Annotated in this window: 10 protein-coding genes; 5 read left to right on the top strand and 5 right to left on the bottom strand. The window is 57.3% G+C overall.

The features are described from left to right. The first annotated feature begins 148 nt into the window (after positions 1-148). The gene (locus tag C2U30_RS20450) at positions 149-589 is read left to right on the top strand and encodes a flavodoxin (protein ID WP_103244425.1); all 441 of its coding nucleotides are present in this window, start codon (positions 149-151) and stop codon (positions 587-589) included. Positions 590-660: 71 nt separating this feature from the next. Here the strand turns inward: C2U30_RS20450 and C2U30_RS22715 are convergent, their stop codons facing one another. Next, the gene (locus C2U30_RS22715; RefSeq protein ID WP_158654935.1) at positions 661-801 is read right to left on the bottom strand and encodes a hypothetical protein; all 141 of its coding nucleotides are present in this window, start codon (positions 799-801) and stop codon (positions 661-663) included. 315 nt (positions 802-1,116) lie between these two features. Between C2U30_RS22715 and C2U30_RS20455 the strand changes: the two genes are divergently transcribed. The 3 genes from C2U30_RS20455 (at position 1,117) to ptsG (ending at position 5,306) form a co-directional block, all read left to right on the top strand. Then, positions 1,117-2,391, top strand: a complete 1,275-nt coding sequence (locus C2U30_RS20455; protein WP_103244426.1) for a maltoporin — start codon at positions 1,117-1,119, stop codon at positions 2,389-2,391. A 182-nt stretch (positions 2,392-2,573) separates the two neighbouring features. Then, on the top strand, positions 2,574-3,443 hold the full coding sequence (locus C2U30_RS20460) for a MalM family protein (RefSeq protein WP_233720997.1): 870 nt from the start codon (positions 2,574-2,576) through the stop codon (positions 3,441-3,443). 429 nt (positions 3,444-3,872) lie between these two features. After that, a complete protein-coding gene (gene ptsG / locus C2U30_RS20465) occupies positions 3,873-5,306 on the top strand; it encodes a PTS glucose transporter subunit IIBC (RefSeq protein WP_045523587.1) in 1,434 nt (477 codons plus the stop codon). Positions 5,307-5,469: 163 nt separating this feature from the next. Here the strand turns inward: ptsG and C2U30_RS20470 are convergent, their stop codons facing one another. From C2U30_RS20470 to map, 4 genes are all read right to left on the bottom strand, one after another. Further along, positions 5,470-5,853, bottom strand: a complete 384-nt coding sequence (locus C2U30_RS20470; protein WP_039039426.1) for a DUF3461 family protein — start codon at positions 5,851-5,853, stop codon at positions 5,470-5,472. A gap of 275 nt (positions 5,854-6,128) precedes the next feature. After that, positions 6,129-6,956, bottom strand: coding sequence for a 2,3,4,5-tetrahydropyridine-2,6-dicarboxylate N-succinyltransferase (gene dapD / locus C2U30_RS20475; RefSeq protein ID WP_010673400.1), 828 nt, complete (start codon positions 6,954-6,956; stop codon positions 6,129-6,131). Positions 6,957-7,134: 178 nt separating this feature from the next. After that, complete coding sequence (gene glnD, locus C2U30_RS20480; protein ID WP_042015535.1) at positions 7,135-9,777, bottom strand: bifunctional uridylyltransferase/uridylyl-removing protein GlnD; 2,643 nt, start codon at positions 9,775-9,777, stop codon at positions 7,135-7,137. Positions 9,778-9,841: 64 nt separating this feature from the next. Further along, complete coding sequence (gene map / locus C2U30_RS20485; RefSeq protein WP_010673402.1) at positions 9,842-10,630, bottom strand: type I methionyl aminopeptidase; 789 nt, start codon at positions 10,628-10,630, stop codon at positions 9,842-9,844. 358 nt (positions 10,631-10,988) lie between these two features. Between map and rpsB the strand changes: the two genes are divergently transcribed. Further along, a complete protein-coding gene (rpsB, locus tag C2U30_RS20490; protein ID WP_010673403.1) occupies positions 10,989-11,717 on the top strand; it encodes a 30S ribosomal protein S2 in 729 nt (242 codons plus the stop codon). Positions 11,718-11,790: the final 73 nt, after the last annotated feature.

Below are 11,790 nucleotides of genomic sequence, written 5' to 3' on the forward strand. Positions count from 1 at the left end.
CATGCTGTAGCCTAGGTACGTCAGAGGAATGACTTATGGCTCAACGAGATATCGCCTGCGCAATCGCGTGCCCCCCGCCTGTACAGGGGGGCTCTTCCTACCCATCCCGGTCTTGCCGGGTCCAATATCTGTCCCTGAGGAGTCGCTGATGGCCGAGATCGATATCCTGGTCGGCACCGTCTACGGCTCTGCCATGCTGGTGGCCGAGACCCTCTGTGACCACCTGCAAGCCAATGGCCATGTCTGCCAGATCTTCGATGACGCGGCGCTGACCGACATCGATGCCTCCCGCTTTCTGCTCATCGTGATCGCCACCACGGGGCAGGGGGATATACCGCCCAATTTGCAGCCCTTTGCCAGTGCCCTGGCCGATCGTGCTCCTTATATGAAGGGATGGCGCTATGCCCTCATCGCCATGGGAGACAGCAGCTATGAACACTTCTGCGGAGCGGGGCGAACGCTGGATGCCCTGTTGCAGGAGCTGGCTGCCGAGCCACTGGTTGTGCGCCTGGAAATCGATGCGACGGTAGAAGATGAGCCTGAAGTGGCAGCGCTGGCCTGGTTGAAAACCTGGGAAAGTAGACTGTAGCCAGACCCTTCTCCCCGAGAATAAATTCACCTCCGTGAGTGTGCTGACGGGGGTGTTTTATTTTTGGGGCGTCACGCCTCAGCCCCCAAATATATCCTCACTTTCGTCCGGTTATTTTTCTCGCCAATGATGATAACCGGTTGGCCATATTCATCATCACCCACGACAAATTGAAAAATTAAAAGTTCCGCATTGAAAGCGATTTCAGTCATGTTTTTGCTACTGCGACACGGATTTATCACTTAACTCTCGTTGCAAATTAATATTTGAAAGCGCTTTCTTTGGTTATTGTTTTTCTTTTTTGTGCTTATCTTGGGTGGTTGGTGCCAAAAAATGAAAATTCATTGACATTTTGTGGTTGTGGCTGTCGGTGGCGTGCGATTTGTCATCGTTTTGTGAATCAGCTCATGTTTGCAGGGAATTTGGGTACCTATAATCGACCTCGGTTATCACCAAAACGTTTTTCCGGTGATAAGAACTTGAATATCAGGATCACACTCCTCTCAGCGGGAATAAGGAAAATGAAAATGAAAGCAAAGTGGCTCCCGATCGCTGCAGCAGTAACCGCAGCCCTGGCTTCCCAAGCCGCCTTCGCCGTTGATTTCCACGGCTACATGCGTTCCGGTGTCGGTACTTCCGATAACGGCAGCCTGCAAACCTATTCCAAGGCGAAAGTCGGTCGTCTGGGCAATGAAGCCGAGACCTACGGCGAAGTCCAGCTAGGTCAAGAGGCTTACAACAAGGACGGCAAGTCTTTCTACGTAGACTCCATGTTTGCAATGGTTTCTGGTCAGCAAGGTCGCGACTGGGAAAGCACTAGCGGTAGTGATGCCGACTTTGCCCTGCGCCAATTCAACGTCCAGGCCAAAGGCGTGCTGGGCTTCGCGCCGGAAGCCACTCTGTGGGCCGGTAAGCGTTACTATCAACGTCACGACATCCACATCTCCGACTTCTACTACTGGGATGTGTCTGGTGCCGGTGCTGGTGTAGAAAATATCCAGGCTGGTCCGGGCAAGCTCTCTTTTGCATGGCTGCGTAACGACCCGTGGGATGATTACGATCAGTTTGTAGGTGGTGTTGGTGTCGACAAGCGTGTTGATACGGACGTACTGGACCTGCGTTATGCCGGTATCCCGCTGTGGAAAGACGGCTCCCTGGAGCTGGGATATGACTACGCCCGCGGTAACCTGACCGATGAGCAGAAAGCGGCTCTGGGCAGCAAAGATTACGAGAAAAACGGCCACATGCTGACCGCCGAGCTGACCCAATCCATGCTGGGTGGCTTCAACAAGACCGTGGTTCAGTATTTCGCCGACGGTTATGCCGCTCAGGCTGTTGACTACGGTAGCGGTTCTGGCAGCGGCCTGAGCCAATCTGCCGCCAAGGGCGATGGCTGGCGCTTCATCAACTGGGGCGTGCTGCCCGTTGGCGATAAGGTCGAGTTCGGTCATCAGCTGGTTTACGGTACTGCCAGTGATATTGACAATGACAGCGCTGACAAAGACACCTTCTCCGTTGTCGTTCGCCCGATGTACAAGTGGAATGACACCATGAAGACCATCGCCGAGCTTGGCTATCACCATGACAGCTACAAGCCGAACAATGGCACCGAAACCAGCACCATCGGTAAGAAATACACCCTGGCTCAGGCCTGGTCCGCTGGCTCCAGCTTCTGGGCCCGCCCGGAAATCCGCGTATATGCTTCCTACCTGGATTCTGACGGCCAGTTCCGCCCGGATGACAATGGCGTGAAGCAGGACGACTCCTGGAACTTCGGTGTTCAAGCTGAAGCTTGGTGGTAATCTGTTGACGTCATGACTGCAAGTGCCCCCGCATGACGGGGGCTCTTTTTTTACAACACGTTTCTTAGGGTCACGCGATGAGATATTCCAGATTAGCCTTGACTGTATTCTGTTCTGTTGTGCTGGGTGGGTGCGCCACGTTGGAAACGACGGTAGCGCCGACTCAGGAGTTCAAGTCCATCATGGGAAATCGCGACGTTGCGATGAGCCAATTGGCTACGGTTGGCAGCTGCTGTCGCGATGTCTCCAGTCTGCCGTTCCAGGACATACAACCGGGCGCAACTAAGCTTATCCCCATTGATGACAGCTCCCCCGTTTACGCTTTCAGCGAAGGGAAAAGCCACTTTGCCGCCTTCCGGTTGCCGGTCAACTCCGGTGACCTGCGCATCACGGTTGATGGCTTGATCGACAAATCGCTGTTCAACCCGACCGTCTTGATGCTGGATTCCAAATTCAATGTGACCCGCAAGTTGGGCAGCGACGTGTTCAAGTACGAGCCTGCACGCATGCTGCAAGGGGATCGCATGGAAGCCGTGTTTACCGTGGATCGCTCCTATGTTGGTAACCCCAATAACGAAAGTTACATGGTGATCTACACAGACCAGAGCGGTCTGGACAAAACAACCACCATCCTTAGCCCTTCCAAGCTGATGACCAAGTCGCTGGGGGTGGTTGATTATGGTGAAAAAGACCCCGTCATTCCGCACTCCCCCTGGGGCGTGGTCAGCCTCTCTGTGGAGGACTTGAGTGGTGTCAAAACCGAGAGCAACTATTACAAGCCTGTCTATCAGGATGTGATTGATGCCAACACCCCGGTAGTCAACACGGCACCAAACAAGCTTGTCGTGCCCCTGGCGACCGCCGGCGCAGTCAAGAGCAGTGCCCCCATGCTGAGCGAGACCGAGAGCTTCTACAACGCCCAGATCGAGAAAGCGGTGAAGGTCGGTGACATCGACAAGGCGATGCAGCTCGTGAATGAAGCCGAGCGTGCCGGTTCAACCAAGGCGAAATCGGTCTTTATTGATGCAGTGAAACGTTCACAGAAGAACTAAATATCTCGGTTTATTAAAATCGATATTTATTGGAGGCCTCCCTTGTTGGAGGCCTTTTTAATCGGTAGACTGGATAATATAAATCCGCAATAAGTTACATTCAGTTACAGTGAGTATCTTTAAGTATTATTTGGTTTCTTTGTGATTTGTTTTGAAGTGGTTTATTTCTTTTTGCGGCGAAGCTATAACAATACGAAATAATATTCAAGATAGTCCCCTCTCTGCTTATTTATTATCTTGTGATCTCTCCTCCAAATTTATTATTCCCTTGTTTCCGACAGAGGCATTTCCACCCCCGCTGGGTTATATTCTGCTGGTCAAAATAAGCAACCCGGAAAACGCATTTGGCGCAGTGACGGATGAAGCACATCGTCATCAATAAACTGCCCTGAGTCGTTGTCGGAAAAAAATCCATTCAGGAGCGCACACATGTTAAAAAATGCTTTCTCTAATCTGCAAAAGGTCGGTAAGGCGCTGATGCTGCCCGTATCGGTCTTGCCCGTTGCAGGTATTCTGCTGGGGGTGGGGGCTGCCCACTTCAGCTGGTTGCCGGAAATCGTCTCCCAACTGATGGAGCAGGCCGGTGGTTCCGTATTCGGCCAGATGGCTCTGCTGTTCGCCGTGGGCGTCGCCCTTGGCTTCACCAATAACGACGGTGTTTCCGGCCTGTCCGCCATCGTCGGCTACGGCATCATGACCGCCACCCTGACTGTGATGGCGCCTGTGATGGGTGTCGAGAAGATCGATACCGGTGTGCTGGGTGGTATCCTCGCCGGTGGCGTGGCTGCCTGGGCGTTCAACCGCTTCTACAAGATCCAGCTGCCAGAGTACCTCGGCTTCTTCGCTGGCAAGCGCGCCGTGCCCATCATCACCGGTTTTGTTTCCATCGGTCTGGGTGTTGTGCTCTCCTTCATCTGGCCGCCGATTGGTGGTGCCATCGGTGCCTTCTCCGACTGGGCTGCCAACCAGAACCCGGTCCTGGCCTTCGGCATCTACGGCGTGGTTGAGCGCTCCCTGATCCCGTTCGGTCTGCACCACATCTGGAACGTGCCGTTCTTCTATCAGGCTGGTACCTGCGTCAACGCCGCCGGTGAAACCGTACACGGCATCATGACCTGCTTCCTGACTGCTGATGACGCTTCCCGTGCTGCCGGCAACGGCTTCGGTCAACTGGCGGGTGGCTACCTGTTCAAGATGTTCGGTCTGCCTGCTGCCGCGTTTGCCATTGCGCACTCCGCCAAGCCGGAAAACCGCGCCAAGATCGTAGGTATCATGGCTTCTGCTGCCCTGACCTCCTTCCTGACCGGTATCACCGAGCCTATCGAATTCTCCTTCCTGTTCGTGGCCCCGGTACTGTACGCCATCCACGCTCTGCTGGCCGGTCTGGCATACGTGCTGACCAACATGCTGGGTGTCGTTCACGGTCACACCTTCTCCAACGGCTTCATCGACTTCGTGGTGCAATCTCCGCGTGCCGACAACATGCTGCTGCTGGTGGGTCTGGGTCTGGTCTACGCGGTCATCTACTACGTGGTCTTCACCGTGGTCATCCGTGCCATGAACCTGAAAACTCCGGGTCGTGAAGACGAAGCCGCTCAAGAGTCCTCTGCCAGTCAAAGCAAGGACGAGATGTCTGCTGCACTGGTCTCCGCCTTCGGTGGCAAAGAGAACATCGCCTCTCTGGACGCCTGCATCACCCGTCTGCGTGTCGGTGTGAAGGATGTGGCCAAGGTTGACCAGGCTGGTCTGAAGAAGCTGGGTGCCGCCGGTGTGGTGGTGGCGGGTTCCGGTGTACAAGCCATCTTCGGCACCAAGTCCGACAACCTGAAAACTGAAATGGACATCTGGATGAAGAGCAACTGATTGTCGCTCCGATATCCGAGTTCCGAAAAGGGAGGCGCAAGCCTCCCTTTTTGCTGGGTTGCATTTGGTGGCGGGACATGTGCGGGGACTTTCCTGACGGCGCCAGCATGGTGTTACCCAATGAAAAAGGCGCCCCTGGGCGCCTTTGCTGCATCAGACCGGCTTAAAGCTTTTCGAGATCCCGTTCTATCTCGCTGATCTTGTTCTGCACCACCTTTTCCAGATGACGCAAGTCGCGCAGTATCTTCTGCTTGATGTCCGGATCGGCGGAAGGCTGGCCGCCCTGGGTCAGATTGTCCAGCTCATCCACCACGTATTTGAGGTTGGCGTTGATCTCGGTGACATCCTTGTACTCATGGGTCCCCGAGTCGACCAGCATGGTCTTGCGCTGGCGAGGGTATTTGAATTTGACGCTCTTGGCGAAGAATTCACCCTTCTGCTTCTTGAAATAGATCTTGAGGATGTCGTGGTTGGCTTCCTGGCGCAGGGTGTAGCTGTCCACCGAGGTGGGTTCCTGGATCCCCAGGCTCTTGAGATTCTCGTACATCGGGCTTCCTTGGTTTGAAACGATCCTGACCCCTCTATCTTACCCGAGTCCGGGCGCCTTGCCTGTGACAGGCGCGCCAAATTCAAATTGGTGTCAAAAAGGTCTTTTTTAATCAACGAGCCAAGGGGGAGAGGTGAACGCCTTGTCAGCACTGCCATAAGCGGTATCGTCTCATGGGGGTGTGCAGTGCTGGTGGGGCAGGGGAGTTGGCGCCCACCCATGAGAGCGGGCATGAAAAAGGGCACCAGAGGTGCCCTTGATGACATCGACGTGGATTACTCGTCGATGGAGCGCAGCAGGGCGTTGATGCCGACCTTGGCGCGGGTCTTGGCATCCACCTTCTTGACGATGACGGCGGCGTAGAGGCTGTACTTGCCGCACTTGGAGGGCAGGGAGCCGGAAACGACCACGGAGCCGGCCGGGACGCGGCCGTAGTGGATTTCGCCGGTTTCGCGGTCATAGATGCGGGTGGACTGGCCGATGAAGACCCCCATGGAGATGACGGAGCCTTCCTCGACGATCACCCCTTCCACCACTTCGGAACGGGCACCGATGAAGCAGTTGTCTTCGATGATGGTCGGGTTGGCCTGCAGTGGCTCCAGTACGCCGCCGATGCCGACGCCGCCGGAGAGATGCACGTTCTTGCCGATCTGGGCGCAGGAGCCCACGGTGGCCCAGGTGTCGACCATGGTGCCTTCATCGACGAAGGCGCCGATGTTGACGTAGGAGGGCATCAGCACGGTGTTCGGGGCGATGAAGGAGCCTTTGCGCGCGGTCGCGGGCGGCACGACGCGAACACCGGCAGCCTTGAACTGCTCTTCGGTGTAGTTGGAGAACTTCAGGGGAACCTTGTCGTAGTACTGGGCATCGTCGCCCTTGATGATGCCGTTGTCGTTGATGCGGAAGGAGAGCAGCACGGCCTTCTTCAGCCACTGGTGGACGACCCACTCGCCGGCAATCTTCTCGGCAACCCGGGCTTTGCCGGAGTCCAGCAGGTCGATGGCTTCCAGAATGGCGGCCTTGGTGGCGGCATCGACGGAGCCGGGGGTGATGGAGTCACGGCGCTCGAAGGCCGCTTCGATGGTCTGTTGCAACTGGGTCATGACAGGTTTCCTTTATAAAATTCTGTTTGTTGTATCACACTTTTCCAATCGTTTTTAAGGGCTCTCGCCGATTTCTTCAGAATCAGGGCGATTTATTGTACTTGAGTGGTCCAACCATTTGTTCTGATTGAGGAATCAATACGTCAAAAAGCCTCTTTCGAGGCTTCATCCGAGCGTGTCAGGCACTCTCGCCAACCGGTTCCTGGGGGTTGAGCTGATTGACCAGCCTCTCCTCGAGGGCCTGTTGCTCCTCCGGGTTCAGCGGCTCTCCGGCCAGGGTGGTGAGGCTGAAGAAGTCCTCCACCCGCTCACCGATGGTGGTGATCTTGGCGGCATGGAGGGAGAGGCCGCACTGCTGGAACACGGCACCGATACGGGCCAATAGGCCCGGAGTGTCCAGGGCCGTCAGCTCCAGCAGGGTGTGGCGGTTTTCCCCCTTGTGGGGCAGGAAGACCACCCTGGTCGGCACGCTGAACTGGCGGTGGCGTCTGGACAGGGGTTTGCTGCGCAGCACCAGCTTGCCCGGCTCCTGAAGGGCTTTCTCCAGCGCCTTCTTGATGGTGGCGGTACGGTTGGGGCTGATGGGCTCTCCGTTTGGCTCCAGCACGATGAAGGTGTCGAGCACGTAGTCGTTGCGCGAATTCATGATCTGGGCGTCGTGGATGCTGAGGTTCTTCTGATCCAGCGCCGAGGCCACGGTGGCAAAGAGGTTGGGAGTATCGCGACAATAGATGAACACCTCGCTACCGCCCCGTATGGGGTGCTTGCCGATGAGCACCAGGGGGGCCGGGTTGTCACCGTGGGCGATGATCTTGCGGCAGTGCCAGGCGATCTGCTCCGGGCTGTGGCGCAGGAAGTAATCGGCCTTGAAGTCGTTCCAGAGGGCGGTGACCGCCTCCTGTGGCACCTCGCGCTGAGTCAGGATCTGCCTGGCCTGGCGCTGGTTTTCACGGATCTTGAGGCGCATGTCCGGCGGGTTTTCCAACCCCTGGCGCAGGGCCTTCTGGGTGGCGAAGTAGAGTTCGCGCAGCAGGGTGCCCTTCCAGTCGTTCCACAGACTGTCGTTGGTGGCACAGATGTCGGCCACGGTCAGGCAATAGAGCAGGTCGAGGTGCAATTCATCCCGCACCTTCTGGGCGAAGTCGGTGACCACATCCGGGTCGTAGATGTCGCGGCGCTGGGCGGTGACCGACATCAGCAGATGGTGGCGCACCAGCCAGGCGACCAGTCGGCTCTCGTAGCGATCCAGCCCGTGCAACTGGCAGAACTCCAGCGCATCCACGGCCCCGAGTTCGGAGTGATCGCCGCGCCTGCCCTTGGCGATGTCGTGGAAGAGGGCGGCGATGCTGAGCAGCTCGGGCTTGCGCAACTGGGTGAACACCTCGTGGCAGAGCGGGTGAGTCTGGCGGCTGGCCGGATTCGGGAAGCGATGGATGTTCTGCAGCAGCCGATGGGTGTGCTCGTCCACCGTGTAGGCGTGGAACATGTCGAACTGCATCTGGCCGACAATGAGGTTCCACTGGGGCAGGTAGGCCGCGAGGATCCCGTACTTGTGCATCAGGGTGAGCGGCTGGCCGATGCCGTTGGGGTGGCGCAGGAGCGCCATGAAGAGACGGCGGCACTCGGGTAGATCTTGCAGCCAGCAGTTGAGGGTGCGTCTGGCCTCGCGCAACTGGCGCAAGGTGGCGGAGTGGATGCCGGCGATCTCCGGGTGCTGGGCTATCTGGTAGAAGAGTCGCAGGATGGCGGCAGGATCCCGGCCGAACAGCTCGGAGTCCACCGCATCGATGAGGCGGCCGCGCAGCTGGAATTCGTCGCTGATGCGGCGCACGTCCATGGCGGTGTTGCCAAGAATGGCCTCGTCAAAGAGTTGCAGCAGCATCTCGTTGAGTTCGGCCACCCGTCGCACCGTCTGGTAGAAGCGCTTCATCATCTGCTCGACCGGGCCGTTTCCTTCCCCCTCGAACCCCAGCATCTGGGCCACGGTGCGCTGGCGGTCGAACAAGAGGCGGTTGTCCCCCTTGTTGATGGCCATGTGCAGGGCGAAGCGCACCTTCCACAGGAAGTTCTGACAGTCGAGCAGCTCCCGGTACTCGGCCCGGTTGAGAAAACCGTGGCTGGTCATCTCGAACAGGGTGGTGGCGCCGAAGTGGCGGCGGGCGACCCAGGCCAGGGTCTGGATGTCGCGAAGGCCCCCGGGATTGTTCTTGAGATCCGGCTCCAGCTTGTAGGCGGTGCCGAGAAACTGCTGGTGGCGCAGGGCCTGCTCTTCGCGTTTGGCACGAAAGAAGGCTTCGCTCGGCCAGAAGTGCTGGGGCTGGGTGGCCGCCTGCAACTGCTCGAATCCCGCCAGGCGACCCGTGATGTAACGGGCCTCGATGAGGTTGGTGGCAACCGTGATGTCGTTGCGGCCCTGCTCGATGCACTCGGCCACGTTGCGTACCGACTGCCCCACTTCCAGCTTGAGATCCCACAAGAGGGTGATGAACTCGCCGATGCGCAGCCCCAGCACCTCGTCCAGTTCATCTCCTTCGTAGAGGATCAGCAGGTCGATGTCGGAGTGGGGATGGAGTTCGCCGCGGCCATAGCCGCCTACCGCGATCAGGGTGAGCTCGGTCCTGTCGAAGCCGAACTTGTGCCAGAGCCTGGTCAGCAGCGCGTCCATGTATTCGGAGCGGGTGGCCACCAGTTCGATGATGTTGTCACCGGCGTCGAAGCGTTCGTGCAGCCAGGCGAGAAAGCGGCTCAGGTACTCCTTGCAGTTGTCACGGGTGAGCTGATCGTCTGGGAGCAGATGGGGAGAAAGCAGGCTGGCATCCATGGCATGTCACACTCTCGGTCGGGCCGGGTAAAGAGCAACCCCGGCGCGCGGCCGGGGTTGAATGTCAAACGTGGCGGATAAAACGCTCGATAGTGTCGTCGGGGCGCAGGGTCAGGACCTCGCAGCCATCCTCGGTCACCAGCAGGGTGTGCTCCCACTGGGCGGAGTCGCCGCCGTCCTTGGTGGTCACGGTCCAGCCATCCTTCGGATTGACCTTGCAGTGGTACTTCTTGCTGTTGACCATGGGCTCGATGGTGAAGCACATGCCCGCTTTCAGCTCCAGCTTGCCGCCGTTGCGGTAGTGGAGGATCTGCGGCTCTTCGTGGAACTCGGCACCGATGCCATGGCCGCAGTAGTCGCGTACCACGGAGAAGCCTGCCTGCTCGACGATGGGCTGGATGACGGCGCCGATCTCGGTGATGCACATGCCCGGGCGCACCCGCTTGATGGCGGCATAGAGGCTATCCTGGGCCACCTTGCAGAGCTGGCGACGCAGGGGGGTGGTCTGGCCCACGATGAACATGGCGGAGGTATCGCCGTGATAACCATCCTTGATGACGGTGATATCCAGATTGATGATGTCCCCTTCCCGCAGTTTCTTGTGGTTCGGGATGCCATGGCAGATGACATCGTTCACTGAAGTACAGATGGACTTGGGGAAGCCGTGGTAATTGAGCGGCGCGGGGATGGCCTGTTGCACGTCGACGATGTAGTCGTGGCAGAGGGTATTCAGTTCGTCTGTGGTGACGCCCGCCTTGACGTGGGGGGCGATCATGACCAGCACGTCGGCGGCCAGCTGGCCGGCGACACGCATTTTCTCAATCTCTTCCGGTGTCTTGATTTTAATGGACATGGGATCTCTCTTGGGGCCTGATTGCGCATCCTGCCGATGCCCAACAACCAGGTAATGAAAAATAGATGCGTTTGCAATCAGGGCGAAATTTTATCCCCAACCCCCGTTTACTTCCAGTGTGATCGTCATCGCAACGTCATCAGGCGGTCGCACCATGGTCCGGGATCCATTTTTAGCACCCGGGCTGGTGGTGTCATGACCAAAGTTATGGTATAAAGCGCGCCGGAATGGGGAACTCGTGTCCTCATGCCATCACCCTTACTCAACAACACACACACATCGACACATATGCCGGGGTGCCTTAACGGGTCGGTTATATGGGATGTGTGGAGGCCTAACCCCAATACAGAGGTATAAAATGGCTAAAGTTTCTATGCGCGACATGCTGCAAGCCGGCGTTCACTTCGGTCACCAGACTCGTTACTGGAACCCGAAAATGAAGTCCTACATCTTCGGCGCCCGCAGCAAAGTTCACATCATCAACCTGGAAAAAACCGTTCCGATGTTTGACGATGCCATGAACTTCATCAGCTCCGTAGCTGCCAAGAAAGGCAAGGTACTGTTCGTAGGTACCAAGCGTGCCGCGTCTGAAGCCGTCAAAGAAGCCGCTGAGCGTTGCGACCAGTTCTATGTTAACCACCGCTGGCTGGGCGGCATGCTGACCAACTGGAAAACCGTTCGTCAGTCCATCAAGCGCCTGAAAGATCTGGAAACCCAGAGCGAAGACGGTACCTTCGACAAGCTGACCAAGAAAGAGGCGCTGATGCGTACTCGCGAAATGGAAAAGCTGGAGAAGAGCCTGGGTGGTATCAAGAACATGGGCGGCCTGCCTGACGTTCTGTTCGTTGTCGATGCCGACCACGAGCACATCGCTATCAAAGAAGCCAACAACCTGGGTATCCCGGTAGTTTCCATCGTTGATACCAACTCCAACCCGGACGGCGTTGACTATGTCATCCCGGGTAACGACGACGCTATCCGTGCCGTACAGCTGTACCTGAACGCTGCTGCTGACACCGTTCTGGAAGCCCGCGAGCAGGACATCGTTGTTCAAGCCGAACAAGATGGCTTCGTTGAAGCTGAGTAATTGATAAGGACTGAAAAGCCCTTATTAACCAAGCTGATGTAATTGGTTAGCAGGGGCCCTTGTGGCCCCTGTT

Source organism: Aeromonas sp. ASNIH5 (assembly GCF_002902865.1).
Lineage (GTDB): Bacteria > Pseudomonadota > Gammaproteobacteria > Enterobacterales > Aeromonadaceae > Aeromonas > Aeromonas caviae.

What these genes read in the sequence shown, in the direction of transcription:
- C2U30_RS20450 (WP_103244425.1), top strand. Translation starts at nt 149, where the DNA reads ATGGCCGAGATCGATATCCTGGTCGGCACCGTCTACGGCTCTGCCATG.
- C2U30_RS22715 (WP_158654935.1), bottom strand. Translation starts at nt 801, where the DNA reads ATGACTGAAATCGCTTTCAATGCGGAACTTTTAATTTTTCAATTTGTC.
- C2U30_RS20455 (WP_103244426.1), top strand. Translation starts at nt 1,117, where the DNA reads ATGAAAGCAAAGTGGCTCCCGATCGCTGCAGCAGTAACCGCAGCCCTG.
- C2U30_RS20460 (WP_233720997.1), top strand. Translation starts at nt 2,574, where the DNA reads ATGGGAAATCGCGACGTTGCGATGAGCCAATTGGCTACGGTTGGCAGC.
- ptsG (WP_045523587.1), top strand. Translation starts at nt 3,873, where the DNA reads ATGTTAAAAAATGCTTTCTCTAATCTGCAAAAGGTCGGTAAGGCGCTG.
- C2U30_RS20470 (WP_039039426.1), bottom strand. Translation starts at nt 5,853, where the DNA reads ATGTACGAGAATCTCAAGAGCCTGGGGATCCAGGAACCCACCTCGGTG.
- dapD (WP_010673400.1), bottom strand. Translation starts at nt 6,956, where the DNA reads ATGACCCAGTTGCAACAGACCATCGAAGCGGCCTTCGAGCGCCGTGAC.
- glnD (WP_042015535.1), bottom strand. Translation starts at nt 9,777, where the DNA reads ATGGATGCCAGCCTGCTTTCTCCCCATCTGCTCCCAGACGATCAGCTC.
- map (WP_010673402.1), bottom strand. Translation starts at nt 10,630, where the DNA reads ATGTCCATTAAAATCAAGACACCGGAAGAGATTGAGAAAATGCGTGTC.
- rpsB (WP_010673403.1), top strand. Translation starts at nt 10,989, where the DNA reads ATGGCTAAAGTTTCTATGCGCGACATGCTGCAAGCCGGCGTTCACTTC.